The 17,350-nt window shown below is 43.6% G+C and carries 14 protein-coding genes; 3 read left to right on the plus strand and 11 right to left on the minus strand.

Annotated features, from left to right (window positions below):
- Position 1 precedes the first annotated feature (1 nt).
- From hutI to VB073_RS07340, 6 genes are all read right to left on the minus strand, one after another.
- Positions 2 to 1,246, minus strand: a complete 1,245-nt coding sequence (gene hutI / locus VB073_RS07315) for an imidazolonepropionase (protein ID WP_323403502.1) — start codon at positions 1,244 to 1,246, stop codon at positions 2 to 4.
- An 85-nt stretch (positions 1,247 to 1,331) separates the two neighbouring features.
- Positions 1,332 to 1,745, minus strand: a complete 414-nt coding sequence (locus VB073_RS07320) for a hypothetical protein (RefSeq protein WP_323403503.1) — start codon at positions 1,743 to 1,745, stop codon at positions 1,332 to 1,334.
- Positions 1,746 to 1,771: 26 nt separating this feature from the next.
- Complete coding sequence (ftcD, locus tag VB073_RS07325; RefSeq protein ID WP_323403504.1) at positions 1,772 to 2,668, minus strand: glutamate formimidoyltransferase; 897 nt, start codon at positions 2,666 to 2,668, stop codon at positions 1,772 to 1,774.
- An 80-nt stretch (positions 2,669 to 2,748) separates the two neighbouring features.
- Positions 2,749 to 4,734 (minus strand): urocanate hydratase, encoded by a 1,986-nt coding sequence (locus VB073_RS07330; RefSeq protein ID WP_323403505.1) that lies wholly within the window; start codon positions 4,732 to 4,734, stop codon positions 2,749 to 2,751.
- A 12-nt stretch (positions 4,735 to 4,746) separates the two neighbouring features.
- Positions 4,747 to 5,658, minus strand: coding sequence for a glycerophosphodiester phosphodiesterase family protein (locus tag VB073_RS07335; protein ID WP_323403506.1), 912 nt, complete (start codon positions 5,656 to 5,658; stop codon positions 4,747 to 4,749).
- Positions 5,659 to 5,852: 194 nt separating this feature from the next.
- Positions 5,853 to 6,263: a DUF5856 family protein gene (locus VB073_RS07340; protein ID WP_323403507.1), complete on the minus strand. Its 411-nt coding sequence runs from the start codon at positions 6,261 to 6,263 to the stop codon at positions 5,853 to 5,855.
- A gap of 210 nt (positions 6,264 to 6,473) precedes the next feature.
- Between VB073_RS07340 and VB073_RS07345 the strand changes: the two genes are divergently transcribed.
- A complete protein-coding gene (locus VB073_RS07345; RefSeq protein ID WP_323403508.1) occupies positions 6,474 to 7,220 on the plus strand; it encodes a copper homeostasis protein CutC in 747 nt (248 codons plus the stop codon).
- Here the strand turns inward: VB073_RS07345 and VB073_RS07350 are convergent.
- Complete coding sequence (locus VB073_RS07350; protein WP_323403509.1) at positions 7,217 to 8,560, minus strand: PepSY-like domain-containing protein; 1,344 nt, start codon at positions 8,558 to 8,560, stop codon at positions 7,217 to 7,219. The two genes, VB073_RS07345 and VB073_RS07350, sit on opposite strands and share 4 nt — an antisense overlap.
- 218 nt (positions 8,561 to 8,778) lie before the next feature.
- Here VB073_RS07350 and VB073_RS07355 point away from each other — a divergent pair, with 218 nt between their 5' ends.
- On the plus strand, positions 8,779 to 10,614 hold the full coding sequence (locus tag VB073_RS07355) for a S41 family peptidase (RefSeq protein WP_323403510.1): 1,836 nt from the start codon (positions 8,779 to 8,781) through the stop codon (positions 10,612 to 10,614).
- Between the two features lie 62 nt (positions 10,615 to 10,676).
- Here the strand turns inward: VB073_RS07355 and VB073_RS07360 are convergent, their stop codons facing one another.
- From VB073_RS07360 to VB073_RS07375, 4 genes are all read right to left on the minus strand, one after another.
- Positions 10,677 to 11,603 (minus strand): DUF4249 domain-containing protein, encoded by a 927-nt coding sequence (locus VB073_RS07360; RefSeq protein WP_323403511.1) that lies wholly within the window; start codon positions 11,601 to 11,603, stop codon positions 10,677 to 10,679.
- Positions 11,604 to 11,605: 2 nt separating this feature from the next.
- The gene (locus tag VB073_RS07365; protein WP_323403512.1) at positions 11,606 to 13,981 is read right to left on the minus strand and encodes a TonB-dependent receptor; all 2,376 of its coding nucleotides are present in this window, start codon (positions 13,979 to 13,981) and stop codon (positions 11,606 to 11,608) included.
- 4 nt (positions 13,982 to 13,985) lie between these two features.
- The gene (locus VB073_RS07370) at positions 13,986 to 14,369 is read right to left on the minus strand and encodes a BACON domain-containing protein (RefSeq protein WP_323403513.1); all 384 of its coding nucleotides are present in this window, start codon (positions 14,367 to 14,369) and stop codon (positions 13,986 to 13,988) included.
- Positions 14,370 to 14,570: 201 nt separating this feature from the next.
- Entirely contained in the window at positions 14,571 to 14,762 is a 192-nt protein-coding gene (locus VB073_RS07375) for a hypothetical protein (RefSeq protein ID WP_323403514.1), read from the minus strand.
- Between the two features lie 140 nt (positions 14,763 to 14,902).
- On the opposite strand from VB073_RS07375, the gene VB073_RS07380 reads away from it, so the two are divergent.
- Positions 14,903 to 17,350: a TonB-dependent receptor gene (locus VB073_RS07380; protein WP_323403515.1), complete on the plus strand. Its 2,448-nt coding sequence runs from the start codon at positions 14,903 to 14,905 to the stop codon at positions 17,348 to 17,350.

A 17,350-nucleotide genomic window follows, 5' to 3' on the forward strand; every position in this document is an offset into this window, starting at 1 on the left:
TCTAATTTTTGACTACAACTCTCCCCCGTTTTATCACCGTCTCCACGATATTCATCCCTACGTGGTAAGGAAGGAATTTGTAAGAAGGGAATTGCAGTAACACCAGATCACCCTGCTTGCCTACATCGATACTACCGATACGGTCTGCCCGGTTGATGGCCGCCGCACTATTGATGGTAAAAGCAGTGACAGCTTCTTCGGGCGAGAACTTCATATAGATACAGGCTAGCGCAAAGAGTAATGGTACCGATGCCGTGAATGAACTCCCAGGGTTAAGATCAGTCGCCAACGCTACCATACAGCCCTCATCAATCATCTTCCTGCCATGGGCATATTCTTCCCGCAATGAAAAGGCGGTGAGAGGTAACAATGTAGCCACTACCCCTGTCTTGGCCATGGCCCGTATCCCTTCGTCCGATGCCTGCAACAGATGATCGGCAGAGAGGCAATGTAGTTCCGCAGCCAACTCTGCCCCACCCAACTGCACTATTTCGTCGGCGTGGATCTTCAACAGAAAACCATGCTTCCGTGCAGCTGTCAAATAGCGGCGTGACTGTTCTATTGTGAAAACTCCTTTCTCACAGAAGATATCAACTGCTTCCGCTAACTTCTCTTTTGCCACAAGGGGGAACATCTCACGGATATTGAAATCGATAAACTGATCCTCTTTACCTTTCCATTCCGCCGGTATGGCATGCGCCCCCATAAAGGTCGGTATGATATCCATCGGATGGATCTCATTCAGGCGGCGCATCACGCAGAGTTGTTTCAGTTCGGTATCCTTTTCAAGTCCGTAACCGCTTTTTCCTTCTATGGTGGTGATGCCCAGCTGCATCATCGCATCGAGGCGTTGACTACCGACCTCCATTAACTCTTCTTCCGTTGCTTCCCTCGTAGCACGGGTCGTATTGACAATACCCCCACCCCGGTTCATAATCTCCATGTAGCTTTCGCCACGCATCCGCCAGGAAAACTCTTCTTCCCTATAGCCCCCAAATACGAAATGGGTATGAGGATCGACAAATCCGGGAAGTAAAGCTTTGCCTGTAGCATCTATTATATTATAATCCTGCTCATTAACAGGCATCTCTTGGCCGGAATGAAGCACATGCGATATGATACCTTCGGTTACGATTACCGTCCCGTTTTCTATCACGTGCAGGTTACTCATCTCCTTGCCGCATTTTCCCTTAAAACCACTACATGTGACTATTTGGGCTGTATTTTTTATGATCAGATTATTCATATAGTTCAAGTTTTAGAAATAAGACGCAAGAACCATGAACCAAGGAAATCGAAGTCGTGACTTTGTGCAAGAAAAGTTCTCAGACTCATTTTTCTATTTTTCTAAATTTATTGATTACCGAACCTTCAGTAAATGGAGCGAAACTCCCGATATCAAAAGATTTTCTATCCAGATCTATCCTGAAATAATAGGGAAAAAATCCTCCGTAACTTGATGCCAAATCCCTCAGATAAATACTATCACCCTTAATCGTATATGTATAAATTCCACTTCCAGCTTTGGAAAACTCGTAACCGTTTCGGATTTCTTTTCCTCGTTTCACTTCAAATGTTTTCTCAGACATGAACATCCTATTACTAAAATCTATGGTGTCTGCTTTTGTATCCGTATGCACCCACATACCTTTTAAATATTTGGAATTCAGATCATCATCTTCTTTATTACAAGAAAATTGCAATAACACAATTGAAAGAAACATACATTGTAATACTGTTTTCATTGCAATAGCTATATAGTTAATATTTATTATTCTATCAGTCGTGCTTCGAGCACCTGGTTGACCGAAAAATTCTCCAACCCCAGGTAGTAAGCGGCAGAATCGACCAGCGCCTCCATCGGAACGAGGCCGATCACTTCAGCGCCTACCACGGGTACTCCATAACGTTGCGCTTCGATACGTACCAGTTCATGAGCGCGATAGATAGCCGTTTTGGTATAATCTGTCAGATTCATTGATACTTGCGTGATACCCCGGTCTTCCAATGCAACACCCATCGCTTTGCAGAAACGGAGTCCTCCACCTATATGACGCACTTTTTTACTGATGGCAGTCGCTATCTCCAAATTATTTGTACCCAGGTTTACGTTATAAGCCACCAGTGGCATACGTGCACCAACCGCAACGGCCCCGGCAGTAGGATGTGGCTCTGAAGGACCGAAATCGGGTTTCCATTCCGGTTGTTTCATCTTATCACCTAACCCTTCAAATTCGCCTTTACGTATGTTGGAAAGATTCTCCCGATATGCAATCGAAGCCGATCTCTCGTAAAGATAAACCGGAAGGCCGTATCTTTCCCCGACTACTTCCGCCACCTCTTTCGACAGGGCTATCGCCTCTTCCATCGTCACATTCTTGATCGGGATAAATGGTACCACATCTACTGCTCCCATACGGGGATGCTGCCCTTGGTGTTCTGTAAGGTCGATTAACTCCACTGCCCGTCCAATCGCTTCGATCACCGCATTTTTTAATGCTTCCGGTTCACCAGCGACGGTAATCACCGACCGGTTATGATCTGTATCACCACTGTAATCCAACAGTTTTACACCCTCTTTGCCGCGGAAAGTATCTGCTATTTTCTCAATTATCTGCTTGTCGCGCCCCTCGCTAAAGTTAGGGACACATTCCATGATTCTATTCATAATTTGGTACTAACCTGAATTTATATTGTTCTTATTCTATATTCTATAAAAGTAACCATAATTTTGGCTATCAACCCTCGTTATGATAAAATAAGATTGTCCAGTAGCTCACCATCTGCCAGATAAGGTTCTGTGATATGATACTCGGCCGCATATGACCGATTAAAGCTATTCACTGTATTTATCGCATTGGGATTCCTTGCCCATGAGCGGCGTGCCACACCTCCCATCACATCCCATATCATAGCTGAGCGAAGGATCTCATCTACCCGCTCACTGCCATCACAGACCATGCCAAATCCACCATTGATCGCCTTTCCTATGCCCACTCCACCGCCGTTATGCAATACGACCAGACTCATGCCACGGGCTGTATTACCGGCAAAGCATTGCACCGCCATATCAGCCATCACGTTACTACCATCTTTGATATTGGCAGTCTCCCTGAACGGAGAGTCGGTGCCACTCACATCATGGTGATCACGTCCCAACATCACCGGTCCTATCTCACCATTACGCACCATCTCGTTGAATCTGAGAGCGATCTTCAGTCGACCTTCCGCATCCTGATAGAGGATACGGGCCTGTGTACCGACTACCAACCGGTTTTTTCCTGCATCTCGGATCCAAATCCAGTTATCCCGATCCTGTCCCCGCCGATTCGGGTCGATGCACTCCATCGCGGCCCGGTCGGTCTTTATCAGATCTTTCTCTTTTCCACTCAAGCAAACCCAACGGAAGGGTCCGTAACCATAGTCGAACAGTTCGGGTCCCATGATATCTTCCACATACGAAGGCCAGATAAAACCATTTTTCTCGTCTGTGCCGTTCTTCGAAATCTCCTTCACGCCGGCATCATAGACCGCTTTCATAAAAGAATTGCCATAATCGAAGAAATAGGTGCCCTTGTCCACCAATTTTCGGATTACCTCAAAATGACGACGGAGCGATCTATCTACCAATTGCTTAAATGTCAACCGATCTTCATGCAATAAACGGGTACGTTCTTCAAAGGTGATGCCGGCAGGGCAATAACCGCCCGTGTAGGGTTCGTGGCACGAAGTTTGGTCACTCAACAACTCAATCTGAATATTGTTTGCTACAGCGTATTCCAGCAGATCGACGATATTCCCGTGGTAAGCGATGGAAAGCGGCTGTAGACCTACTCTTGCTTCGTTCACCCAACGGAATGCCTCCGGCAAATTTCTTGTAACACGCTGTACCCATCCTTGCGAACGACGTGTTTCGATACGGGAAACATCCACCTCGGCAATAAGAGAAACAGCACCGGCAATATCTGCCGCTTTAGGTTGTGCTCCACTCATCCCGCCCAATCCGGAGGAAACAAATAGTCGTCCTCGCAGATCGTCATCCTGCGGAATACCCAGTTTCAGCCGCCCTGCGTTCAACAAAGTATTGAACGTGCCGTGGACAATACCCTGCGGACCAATATACATCCATCCACCGGCAGTCATCTGGCCATAGTTGGCGACGCCCATCTGTGCTGCAATCTCCCAATCAGCTAAATTGTCGAACATGCCGACCATCATCGAGTTGGTGATAATTACCCGTGGTGCATCCGGCTTCGATTTGAACAACCCTAACGGATGTCCACTCTCGATCACCAATGTCTGGTCTTGTGTCAACTCTTCGAGATACATCTTGATCAGTCGGTACTGCATCCAGTTCTGGCACACCTGCCCCGTTTCACCGTATGTGACTAGTTCATAGGGATAGAGTGCGATATCGAAACATAGATTATTATCGATCATCACCTGAAAAGCTTTTCCCTCCACACATTGACCTTTATACTCATCGATGACTTTAGCCTTCAGGTCTCCTTCAGGGCGATAGCGGTAACCGTAGATCCTGCCACGCGTTTTCAGTTCTTCCAGAAATTCAGGTGCCAAGTGCACATGCAATTCCGAGGGAATATAACGTAGTGCATTTTTCAAAGCCGTTCTCGTCTGGCTAACCGTCAGTTGGAATCCTCTGTCGGGTGCTCGTCTAATTCCTTCCCGAAACAAGGGATAGAAAGGCAATTGATTAGGTAAGGTTATTCGCATACGAACTCCTTTTTAGTTTGATACCAGAGCCTTCCAGACCTCAACGGGATAATCCGATTCAATGATGTCGGGGCTTATTTTGATTGCTTCCCTATAGGCTGATTCTCTTTCTCCGGCCGTTTTCAGTCGATCGAGTGACGGTGCGTATGAGACCATACATCTAACCCCTTTGGCCCGTAATTGCTCTACAATATGTTTATTGGAATCGTTGATTGTTTGCCCCACATAGGCGATCATATTCTCCCATGGTACACCGGAAATAGCAATATCTTCAAACTCCTTGTCATTTCTGGCGAAGACTGACAACATGATTCCGGATAATCTGTCGGAATAATATCTGGCTTGTGCTCCGGTATGTACAGTAAGCATTACATGTTTTTCTGCTTTCTCTTTTTTGATCAAATCCACGATCATATCGAACGGAACATCTTTTTTATCGAGGTTTATTACAGTCTTTCCCTTACTCCATTTGATCACCTCGTTAAGCGTAGGTATTTCGGCAGATGTTATATTTCCCTCATGGTCTTTCAACCTCAATGATTGCAATTCTGCGAAAGTGTAATCGGAAAGATTACCCGTTCCATTAGTTGTCCTATCCAGTGTTGCGTCGTGCATCAGCACGATCACACTGTCTTTGGTGAGGCGGGGATCAATTTCGAAGAAAGCTGGTATTTGGCTCAACACCTGCTGGAACCCTTCGATACTATTTTCGGGGTATCCTTCCTCGCAGCCCCCTCTGTGACCACTTATCAATATTGAGCCATCTCCCCTGTAAGCAAAATATTGATGGGTATCTTTGAGCTTTTTAAACTTGATATAATTCTCTTCTCCCTCCTTCTTTTTACAACCTTGCAAAGTAATCAGTGAAACAAGCAGAAGAGTGATTGTTAAGAGCGAATAATTGTTGATTTTTATTATAGCCATTTTTATAGATTATCTTAAGAGTGTTCATATGGCAAAAGTAAAACATAAAGACAGAAAAAACGAATAATATGCTCACAAATCGGGTTAAAATTTACATATCTGAGTATCTGCGTAAAAAATTGCCAACAAGAGTGTCTTAAAATAAAAAAGAGCGACTTAAGCCGCTCTCCACTCTTTTCATTTTATGGTTTTGGTCATTGTAGTCTGACGAGTCTATAAAGAAGCTGTTGAATAGCTTCCTGAATATCGTCGAGTATCGATTCCGAAAAATCTTCGGTAAATAATTCACGTTTGGAATCCACGTATTCGTAAAAGCCCGTAGCGTGCTTTACAATATCACCCGGAACGGAAGTCTGGGGAATTACGATATTGAGATCACCTTTCAGCGCGTAAGTCGTTTCGGTAATACGGTCAAGTAAATCCGAAATCACGACTATAGCCTGATCCAGCGAAATATGTTGCGCATAACTGCCTTTACCGGTAACATGCCAGTGATAGAGTTTCAAACTATTATTAAACGAGAAAATGTCTCCAATAAAAGTTCCGATTTCCTTATTAGCGGAGCTTATTTTTGCTTTCGGTTGTTTTGCTGTTACTGTGCTCATAACTTTGTTTTTAAATTATTAATATAAAATCTAACAAACAACAAAGAAAAAAGTGCTTGGTTTTCAATTGAAGTTATTAATAGAACATAGCTTTTACCTATATGATGGCTATAACACAATTCTTATCTAACTTTGTACCCTCGAATTGATTTGATGAATCGATATTGTTTTCAAAACAATCCGATCACACCAAATAAAAAATATTGAGATATGGATTATAAATTGGAAATCTGTGCCAACTCAGCCGCCAGTTGCGTAGAAGCGCAAAAAGGAGGGGCTTATCGTGTAGAACTCTGTGCTGCGATTCCCGAAGGTGGCACCACTCCTTCGTATGGTGATATTTCAGTGGCAAGGGAACTTTTAAATATCAAACTGAATGTGATTATTCGCCCGAGAAGTGGTGATTTTCTCTATTCGACACTGGAACATAAAATCATGTTGAAAGATATCGAGATAGCCCGTCAGTTGGGAGTGGATGGAGTTGTGATTGGTTGCCTCACGGCAAAAGGTGAAGTGGATATGGAACGTAACCGGGAGTTGATTGATGCAGCCGGGGAAATGAGTGTCACCTTTCATCGGGCATTCGATATGTGTCGTGATCCGTTCGATAGTCTGGAAAAAATTATATCCCTGGAATGTGACAGGATACTCACTTCGGGGCAGCAACAGCAGGCAGAACAAGGAATTTCACTGCTGAAAGAGTTGGTACATCGTGCGGGAGAACGTATTATTATTATGCCCGGAAGTGGGGTTAACATGCACAATATAGCCACTATTGCCAGGGAGACTGGAGCCAGAGAATTTCATCTTTCAGCAAGGAAACCGGTGGAGAGTGCCATGATCTATCGCAATCCCAACATCAGGATGGGAGGTACTGCCGTGGTGATCGAGGAATACGAACAACAGGTCACCCATTCGGGATTGGTGAAGAAGACAATTGCAGCACTGAACATTTAGCTTGGATATATAATACTCCATTCTCCACGCCCTCTGAAACGACCATCCTCTGCAAACATAAGGATGTATTTCTCGATATAGACACGATATTCCGATCTCCTGTCGAATTTCAACTGATAGACATCCTCATCCTTATAATTCTCATGGAGGTAATCAATGATTTTATCCGGAAGCACAGCTTCCACCATGTTCATGGATAAGATCAGATCCTTCCGTTTACCTTTATTGTAATAATAGGCATCAATCCATGTCCAATTACCGTACATGTCCATATCGATGCTGATGTTGTCGTTCCCACTCTCGAACAAAAAAGAGTAATAGAATTCATCCACGCCAATAATGGTTGATCCCTGGGGTCGAACCAGTGTATAAGAATTGCCGTAATGATCTGCAACCAGTTTACCGGCAACTCCCACCGGGGAAGGCATGATCCCTTTCTCCTCATGTACCAGCAGATCTCTGTTTTCAAAACGGAAACCATAGTATCCATTTTCATAAGAGGCAACAATCTCTATATCCCCTAAACCATGCATATCGCGGAACACCTCTCCCACTCTTTCGGGCAGCTCATTCTCTGAAATCCGTGTCAGGAAAACGGCTGCTCCTGCCATCTTGTCCTGGTCGCCAAAATCTATCTCCCCGCGAATCCAATCGCCATTTTCATTAAAAGCGAGAGCAAGAATATTCGCTACATACAACCGATAATATACCCTGTCCCTTTCTGTTATTTTTAAGAAATCGCTGGTCGTAATTTGTGATTCGAGGCGATTGCGTTTCAAAAACGCATCGAATTTTGATTCGAGAGTCTTATCGGAAACTCCTGCTTCTGCCAGTATGGTATTGCTATAGGTAAATGCCGGAGTTTGTCCATATTTATGCCCATTATCCAATACAATACCGATAGTATAAATGGTATAATAAGAAAGCATACTGATTTTTGCATCAGGTTCTTTTTTGATCAACTCCTGATAGACATCCGGATGTAATATTTCAGCGGCTGAAAAAGGCATCCCCTTATCAGCCTGCACATATATCCAATTACCATTTGGTGAGGAGAAAGCAACATAGACATCATTTTCTAAAGTAACATACAACGTAAGATTATCCTCCGTAATCGCACCGGGATTGACCTTGTGAGGGTCACTCGCTTTTTCCGGTCTGTCTAAACTGATGTCGACAATTTTATTACCCAGAAAATATTTTTGCAGAAACTCTTGGGACGAATGGGGCAAATCTTCGAATTCCAGCTTCATAAAATCGTCTTCAGGACTTTTCTTTTCACAGCTACTGATAATAAGCGTCCCAACTACCAGAAGCAGTATCAAGTGTAATTTTTTCATCTTAGTTATCATCTTATTAAGATTCGACATTATACATGACTCGACGATGCAAAGGTCAGGAAAAATATGCAGTCAGACAATACACAAATGTGTAAAATTTAATAAACCAACCGCCTTATTATAAAAATGATTATATTTGGAGCCCAGAGTTCCGCAAGCCAAAAACTATCTAAAATAAAATGAGATGAGTAAAAAGGTATCGGGGTACAGAAAAAATTATGAAAGCAAATGTCATTCTGACCGTCATTGTAGTATCATTTTGCGTCGCTTGCCATAATAAACCAGGCAGCAACGGGCAAAGCTTGGATAAGAAAGTACAAAACATAGCGTCTTTTACCCGGTTGTACGGATATGCCAGATGGTTTCACCCAAGTGACGAAGCTCGGGAAATAGATTGGGACAAGTTTGCCGTACTCGGTATTCAAAAAGTTGAAAATGTCAAGACAACCGTAGCGTTGAGGGATACTCTTTATCAACTTTTCTCACCCATAGTACAAGGGTTACAGATTTATGAAACACAAAAAGCAGAAATATTCGATCCGGAGATTCTTCGTTCTCCCGATCCAAAAGCAAAACCGGTAGCATGGCAACATTATGGTGTGTACCTGGACAACCCGGCCAATATTTACAATAGTATCAGGACCTACAAAAACGAAATCGATACGGTGATATTTGACCGCATACCTCCATTCGGTGAAATTATCAAAGAACCCATTGGTAATAACCTGATTTGTGTGGTTCCATTAACCTTGCTTACAAACGACACCTCCACTTATCCCCAAACGGATAGATCAACCTTAGCCCGGCTTCAATCTGAATTGGATCATATAAACATCAACGGATATTTTTTTGATCTGCAGGTAAATCTGGCGAGTGTCATTATCACCTGGAATGTGCTTCAACATTTTTTCCCCTATTTCGATGTGATTGATACGGACTGGAATGAAGTGTTGGGAGAAACATTGAATAGCGCATTTACCAACAAACGGAAGAAAGATTTTTTTGTGACATTGAGCCAGATGATTTCCAAAGTTGATGACGGGCATGGGATCGTTTTCGAGGAACCGATATATCTTTTGCCTGTACGCACTGAGTTTATCGAAAATAAGATTGTCATTACAGCTTCAAACGATACCACTTTAAAACGGGGCGATATCATCCTCGAAATAGATGCGAAACCAGTTATGGAAGTATTGGATGAAAAGGAAAAAATGATATCAGGCTCACCCCAATTACGGAAATATAGGGCGTTGAATATCCTGGGAGGAAAACTGGACCAAAACAATACAACCAGTATTAGTACGTTTGAATTTGCGAATAATAACAAGGAAAACAAACCGGAAAGCAGCGGAACCCGGCTCTTGATTGAACGCGACGGTAAAGCACAAAATATAATCGTAGCCAATTCAAGGGACGGAAGTATAATTTTCAACCCGATAAATGAGGGAAAATACTCGTCCGAAACGATCGTCGAAATAAAACCCGAAATATATTACATCAACATGTCCAATTGTTCCGGAAAAGAATTTGAGCAGAAAAAAGAAATTTTAGCCAGAGCAAAAGCTGTAATTTATGACCAAAGAGGTAGTAGCAGGTTGAATTTTTTCCAAATCCTGCCCTACCTGATTAAAGAGCCGGCTACTTCAGCATCGTGGAATGTCCCACTAACTATTTATCCCGACCGGAAAAAGGTAGAGTTTCATTCGTCATATTGGACGGTCCAACCCCAGCAACCCTTTTTCAAATCCCAATCGATCATCATCAATGATCCTTCAGTGGTAAGTGCGGGCGAAACCATGATGGGCATCATTGATCATTACAATCTGGCAACTACCGTAGGGGAACTGACAGCGGGCTGTAACGGTAATGTCAATCATATTATCCTTCCATGCGGTTATCGGGTTATATGGACAGGCATGAAAGTATTAAAGCACGACGGGAGTCAACTTTATCTGAAAGGGTTCTACCCCGACTATCCGGTCAATAAAACCATCAAGGCTATAAAGGAAGGCAGGGATGAATATCTGGAAAAAGCACTGGAAGTCGCCAGATAGGAGTTTCCATTTTTCCTGCTTCGGATGGTTGTCTATAGTAATACCCTCGATGTGGAGTCTGCCTATCTTTCAACTTCTGTAATTTTCTCATTGACATTATAAATCCCCATAATCCCATATCCTCCTTGTATATTGGAGAATATCTTGACCGGTTCTGCAAAATAATCGGTTTCTCTTGCCAACTCTGCGGAACGAAGGTATCTGTAAAGATTTTCCGATAAGGTATGTATTTCTGCTTTGATGAACGTTTGCGGAACTGCCCCCCAAGGATTATCCCTATCCATCTGCAGATAGACGTTAAGCGTATATTCTTTCCCGTCAATCAGTTCATCCGAAAAGATCCGGTATGTGTCGGGATTCTCATTCCACGGAGTGTTGGGGATATGATTGAACAGCGGTTCCTGATCTACGTGCACATCATACAGAATCCAATCCGTTTCATCTTTGCCATTATGTTCGTAAATATCTTTTACACGGATAACAACTCTGTAAAAGTTCTTCTCACGGGGTTTATCTTTCAGGGTGATAAGTGTCCGCAGATAGCTTTTGTTATCGGCCTTACCGGTAAACCATTCGGTCTTTACACCGGTTATTTCTACAGGTTCAGGAACATAGTCTACTCCATAAATCGGATTGTGTTCAAGAGATTTGCCGGATATTTCCACTTTGTCACCGGATTTAAAATCAGCCCGAAAGCTATAATACCGGTGGGATTCCTTTGTTTCTTCAAAGGTCAACGGTGTTTCAATTCCGTTTATTTTAAGTTGTAGTTCAGCGTTTTCCACCGGTTTGGGCTTTTGATCACCGAAAACAAAGACACTCTCCGACAGTTTTAATTGTTTTTGCCCCTCACTTGCATTGATAATGGAGTTCACCACCATTTTTGGGGAGGATTGCTTGTCCTTGAAATGAACATCATTTTCGCACGATTGGAATATTGCCAGCAAGCAAAAGCCTGCATATATGTTGTATAAATATCTTTTTCCCATGACTAAAAATAATAAGTATATGACAGTGACGGCAAAACAGGGAACAGCGTTATTTTCTTTAACTGTCTTGTATATATGTTTCTGCCGGTTGCATCCTTGTTTACATCTGTGACCACATAGATTTTAAACGCATTCATCCGGTTGTACAGGTTGTAGATACTGAAATTCCACACGCCATAACGTGTACTACGGTCTTTCTTACGGGTATAATTCATTCCGACATCGAGCCGGTGATAGGCAGGCATACGGTAATTATTCCGGTGGTCGAGTTGGGTTAAATCATCAATAATTCCCATTGCATCAGGGATATCGGGCGTAATGACCGTCATCAAGGGAATTGTCATCATATCGCCGGAAGTGTAAGTCCATTGGGTTGTAAAGTCGATTTTCCTGTTCAGGCGGTAAGATAGATAAATATTAGCGGTGTGCCGTCTGTCGAATCTGGCAGGAAACCACTCTCCGTCGTTGATCTTATCAAATCGACGTTCTGTTTTCGCCCACGCATAAGATGCCGTGCCGGTCACTCTGCCCGATTGCTTTTCAACAGAGAATTCCACACCATAAGAGCGTCCCTCGCCTGCTTCTACCTTCTCTTCCCAACTGACGGGCGAACCGGAGAAGGAAGCGCCATCCCTATATTCAATCACGTTCTCCATTGTCTTGTAGTAGGTCTCGACAGAGAAATCGAATAACTTGTTGAGATGCTGATATACGCCCAATGAATATTGCACCGAGTTCATCGGTTTAACCTTATCGGTTACCGGTACCCAAAGGTCGGTTTGAAAAAGGAGGGAGTTGTTGGACAACAAGTGAATGTACTGTTGCATATGGCTGTAGCCTGCCTTTATGGAAGTATTGCTACCCAAAAGATACTTTATCGAAGCGCGAGTATCGAGCGCCGTATATGTTTTCCCTTTTGCGTGAAACGTTGCAAAACGCAATCCGCCGTTCAGCGTTAGTTGTCTTATAAGGTTCCATTCATCTTCAGCATAGACGGCGGTTTCCGTAGCTTTAATCATTGCCGAGGAGAAAGCAGGAGATCGATTCTCTGCATTTTCGGAGAAACGGAACGCTTCCGGCTTAAAATGATGCCGGATCAATTGTGTTCCTGCCCTTACGTAATGGTTTGCAGAGGGAATATACTCCCATTCGAGGTTTCCGGTATAATCCCTGATTCCCGAGTCGTAGTGTAGCGTGTTGCGCACACTCTTCTCTTTCTCATCTTCAACGAGATTGAATTTTTCATCTATGTAAATCCGGTAAGCATAGCGGTTGTAGGAGAGATTGGCATTCATAAACAGATTGCTGGTAAGCGCCCTGTTGAAACGGGTTGCCAGAATGGTATTGCCCCAACTCCAGTCCTGATGGATGATAGAATTGGTTCGTTCGCCCGGAATATCTTTCTCCCATATCCTGTTTTTATAACTGTCCTTTCCGTTGTATGCCACCACGTAGAAAGAGGTCTTATCGTCGACCTTATGATGCAGTTTCGCATTGAAGTCGTAGAAATAAAAACTTTCACGACTGTTCGATGTTTCGTCTATCCATTCCTGCAATTTCCCCATGAACAGATCGGCATAGGAGCGTCTGGCAGAAAGGGTGAAAGAGGTTTTATCCTTTACAATCGGACCCTCCATACTGAATTTAGAGGCAAGCAAACCTGCGGTAACCGAGCCACCGAATTTCTGTTTGTTGCCGTCTTTGGTATTGATATCGACGACAGAAGAAAGCCGTCCCCCAAAACGGGCAGGAAAAGCGGATTTATATAACGTTACATTTTTCAATGCATCGGTATTGAACACGGAGAGAAATCCGAACAGGTGATTGATGTTGTAAAGCGGATTTCCGTCAAGAAGCACAAGATTCTGGTCGGGACTCCCTCCCCGCACCGACAGGTCGCTTTTACCCTCGGTGGCATTCTGCACGCCTGGGATGTACTGTAACGACTTCATCAAATCACTTTCCCCAAATAGCGCCGGGGTATTCCTTATCTTTTCGATGGGAATATGCGTGACACCGTGTTTTGCGTCGACACTACCCTGCCGGGCAGTCACAACCACCTCCTCCAATTCCGATGCGGTTTGGGAAAGGGAAATATTCATGACCGTATCTTTGGTGAGATGAAAACCATCTTCGTAAGGTGAATATCCAACCGATTGAAATTTTACTTTCACCTCTCGTGCCGGTAATGTCAGGCTGTAAAAGCCATAACTGTTGGTTGATGCCCCCTTACCGGATCGGGCATCGAAGATGGTGGCCCCGATAAGAATTTCTTTGGTGGAGCGGTCGTTGATATAACCGCTGATGGTGTAGTGTTGGGCTTCTACGACAATAAGTGTCAACAGCCAGATTCCCACAATCAATAATAATCTGGGCATAATACTATTCACTTTCGAGAGCGGCGTCCTGTTTCAACACAACAGTTTTTTCCTTTCCGTCGTATTTGATTTTAAGTGTGGCTGTGTTGCCAGCCGTTTCTTCTTTTGAAGTCACGGCTACTTTTGTATCTCCTTTTCCTCCGAGTGGTTCTACAGTGTACCAATCGGCACGCCCCATGTTTCCTCCATACAAAAGTTCTAATCCGTTTGCCTCTATTAACCAGTCTCCGGACGTTGTAATGTTAAATTCACGAGTGGAAGCACCGGTAGGGAATTGTAGTTCTGCTTTGTTTACATCAAGCACCTGTGGTTTTTCTTCTTTGGAACAGGATAAAAGTATCGATACCCATAATAAGAATAAAAGAGAAAATAGCTTTAACGGTTTCATAATAAAAGTGTTTAATAATTCTGTTCTATGTTGTTTCACAAAATTTATTGCAGCATAGAGCACTTTCAAAGTAAACAATCCGAAGTTGGATCTATTGTATAGACGAAATCACTCAATGGAATGTTGCAGCAATCCTCTTTTACCCGGTCACTTTCCCGGTACGGTTAATGGTATTTTCTTCATCCGGTGCGTACTGGCGTTTTAATTCATCAATGTACGCTTCTTTTCGTTCACCAACCAATCTACCTGCTTAAACTTAAATCCATAATATCCTTTACCATAATGGGATATAATTTCTTTTTTTCCCTTATCCCATATTCTCGTGACTGCTTTTCCTACACTTTCAGGGAATTCATCCTTAAAAATTATAAACTCTTTTTTCAATTTCATCATCGCATGTAATATCTTTGTTGTACAAAATAAAATAATTATAATAATTTAACCAACTATGGTGAGTTATTTTGACTTGTAGTGCATCTTACATACATATCACTTAGAAGTATTACAATTGAGCATTGCTCATCATTTATTTTATGAAAAAACTCACTACACTTTTCCTGATGCTGCTGTGCTTGTCGGTCTACCCGATTTTGGCACAACGTTACACTATCAGCGGCTACATTACCGATAAGGAAAACGGAGAAACCCTCCTTTCCGCTACAATTTATGATTCGAACTCATCGAAAGGATCGGTAACCAATAATTTCGGCTACTATTCGCTCACGCTGCCTGCCGGAACTGTAACACTCGAATATTCGTATATCGGATACCGTACCTTGAAGCAGGAATTTCAACTGAAAAGCGACACCGTATTAAACATCCAACTGGCTCAGGATAACATGCTGCAGGAAGTGACAGTGATCGGTCACCGTTCCGAGATAGGGGTCAAAGGAACCCAAATGAGTACCGTGGAAGTACCCATCGAACAGATAAAGAATATCCCTACCCTCCTGGGTGAGAATGACCTGATCAAGGCATTACAACTACTACCGGGTGTACAATCGGGCACCGAAGGTTCAGCAGGATTGTATGTGCGTGGGGGCGGACCGGATGAAAACCTGCTTTTGTTGGACGGTGTTCCGCTGTATAATGTCAACCATATGCTCGGTTTCTTCTCTGTATTCAACAGTGACGCATTGAAAAACGTGACACTCTATAAAGGCAGCTTCCCGGCACGGTTTGGTGGACGACTCTCCTCCATTGTGGACGTGCGTATGAAAGACGGAGATGACAAAAAAATACGGGGTACAGCAAGCATCGGACTGATCTCATCAAAATTACAGTTGGAAGGACCTATCATCAAGGAGAAGACCACTTTCAATATATCACTGCGAAGAACCTATCTCGATGTGCTGGCACAGCCGATCATCAAAATGATGCAGGACGAAGGGAACGGAGGTGTAAAAAGTGCGGGATACTATTTCTACGATATAAACGCCAAGTTCACCCATAAGCTATCGGACAGGGACAAGCTATACCTGAGCACCTATATGGGTGACGATGCGATTTATATGGACGTGGCGGAAAAAAGCACTTACGGTGAGAGTTTCCAGAGCAAAGAGCATACGAAACTCGACTGGAACTGGGGCAATACCATTGCAGCCCTTCGCTGGAACCGGGTTGTGAACAACAAGCTGTTCATGAATACCACCGCCTCATTCACCCGTTACCGGTCGGCATTGGGTAGCGCCTACGAAAGCCAGGATTTTTCGGGTCAGGGTAAAGTTACCCGGGAAGAAGAGACACGCCTCTCCTATAACTCCGGTATACGGGACTGGACACTGAAAACCGATTTCGACTTCACACCGAATGTGAATCACGACGTCAAATTCGGAGCATCCTACACCTACCATACTTTCTCACCCGATGTTACTTCTCTGAAATTCAACAGTACAGGCGATAATAATGAGGAAAATATTGATACCATAGCCGGTAGCCCCAAGGTGTATGCTCATGAAACGATGGCTTTCCTCGAGGATAACTTCTCCCTCGGAAGAGTGCTGAAAATAAACTTAGGAGCCCATTTCTCCTCCTTCCATGTACAAAACAGCCACTATTTCTCATTACAACCCAGGGCAGGATTACGTGTGTTGCTTGCTGAAAATCTCTCTTTGAAAGCGGGTTATGCCTCTATGAACCAGTATATCCACATGCTCTCCAACAACAGTATCAGTATGCCAACCGATCTATGGGTACCCGCCACAACAAAGATCAAACCGATGAAATCGCATCAGTACGCTTTGGGTGCTTTCTATTCTGTCCCGCACATAGCCGATTTCTCCGTGGAAGGATATTATAAGACAATGCATAACCTACTCGAATATAAAGACGGCGCATCGTTTATTGGTTCCTCCACGAACTGGGAAGAAAAGGTGAGCATGGGGCGTGGCGTTGCCTATGGAATTGAATTCCTGGCCCAACGGTCATTCGGCAATACAACCGGATGGATTGGCTACACCTGGTCAAAATCCGACAGGCTCTTCGACCGTCCCGGTAATACCATCAACAAAGGAAGGTGGTTTCCCGCGAAATACGATAGACGGCACGATATCAGCATTACCGGTACGCACAAATTCTCAGAGAAGATAGATGTGTCGGCCTCGTGGGTCTTCAGCACGGGAAATGCAGCCACCTTCGCATTTCATGAATATGCCGCGATCAATTCTCCCAATTACCGGGGTGATTCCTATTATTTCCCGGATACCTATTATCATGTGGATGCCCGCAACAACTTCAGATATGACAATTATCATCGGTTGGATTTCGGCGTGAATTTCCACAAAATAACCAAACGGGGGAACCTACGGACCTGGAATATCAGTATCTATAACGTCTATAATCGACTGAACCCTTTCTACTTATATATTTGGGGCAAGACTATCGTGAATCCGGAGACAGGAGAACGGAAAACAAAGAGTGTTTTGCGACAAACCACACTCTTCCCCATCATTCCTTCAGTAAGTTATACAATTAAATTTTAA

Source organism: Proteiniphilum sp. (genome assembly GCF_034927365.1).
In the GTDB taxonomy this organism is placed as follows: Bacteria; Bacteroidota; Bacteroidia; order Bacteroidales; family Dysgonomonadaceae; genus Proteiniphilum.

Excerpts from the sequence above, each read along its gene's own strand:
- VB073_RS07360 (WP_323403511.1), bottom strand. The coding sequence starts at position 11,603 with ATGGGAAAAAGATATTTATACAACATATATGCAGGCTTTTGCTTGCTG.
- hutI (WP_323403502.1), bottom strand. The coding sequence starts at position 1,246 with ATGAATAATCTGATCATAAAAAATACAGCCCAAATAGTCACATGTAGT.
- VB073_RS07335 (WP_323403506.1), bottom strand. The coding sequence starts at position 5,658 with ATGGCTATAATAAAAATCAACAATTATTCGCTCTTAACAATCACTCTT.
- ftcD (WP_323403504.1), bottom strand. The coding sequence starts at position 2,668 with ATGAATAGAATCATGGAATGTGTCCCTAACTTTAGCGAGGGGCGCGAC.
- VB073_RS07345 (WP_323403508.1), top strand. The coding sequence starts at position 6,474 with ATGGATTATAAATTGGAAATCTGTGCCAACTCAGCCGCCAGTTGCGTA.
- VB073_RS07355 (WP_323403510.1), top strand. The coding sequence starts at position 8,779 with ATGAAAGCAAATGTCATTCTGACCGTCATTGTAGTATCATTTTGCGTC.
- VB073_RS07370 (WP_323403513.1), bottom strand. The coding sequence starts at position 14,369 with ATGAAACCGTTAAAGCTATTTTCTCTTTTATTCTTATTATGGGTATCG.
- VB073_RS07380 (WP_323403515.1), top strand. The coding sequence starts at position 14,903 with ATGAAAAAACTCACTACACTTTTCCTGATGCTGCTGTGCTTGTCGGTC.
- VB073_RS07365 (WP_323403512.1), bottom strand. The coding sequence starts at position 13,981 with ATGCCCAGATTATTATTGATTGTGGGAATCTGGCTGTTGACACTTATT.
- VB073_RS07330 (WP_323403505.1), bottom strand. The coding sequence starts at position 4,734 with ATGCGAATAACCTTACCTAATCAATTGCCTTTCTATCCCTTGTTTCGG.
- VB073_RS07320 (WP_323403503.1), bottom strand. The coding sequence starts at position 1,745 with ATGAAAACAGTATTACAATGTATGTTTCTTTCAATTGTGTTATTGCAA.
- VB073_RS07350 (WP_323403509.1), bottom strand. The coding sequence starts at position 8,560 with ATGAAAAAATTACACTTGATACTGCTTCTGGTAGTTGGGACGCTTATT.
- VB073_RS07375 (WP_323403514.1), bottom strand. The coding sequence starts at position 14,762 with ATGATGAAATTGAAAAAAGAGTTTATAATTTTTAAGGATGAATTCCCT.
- VB073_RS07340 (WP_323403507.1), bottom strand. The coding sequence starts at position 6,263 with ATGAGCACAGTAACAGCAAAACAACCGAAAGCAAAAATAAGCTCCGCT.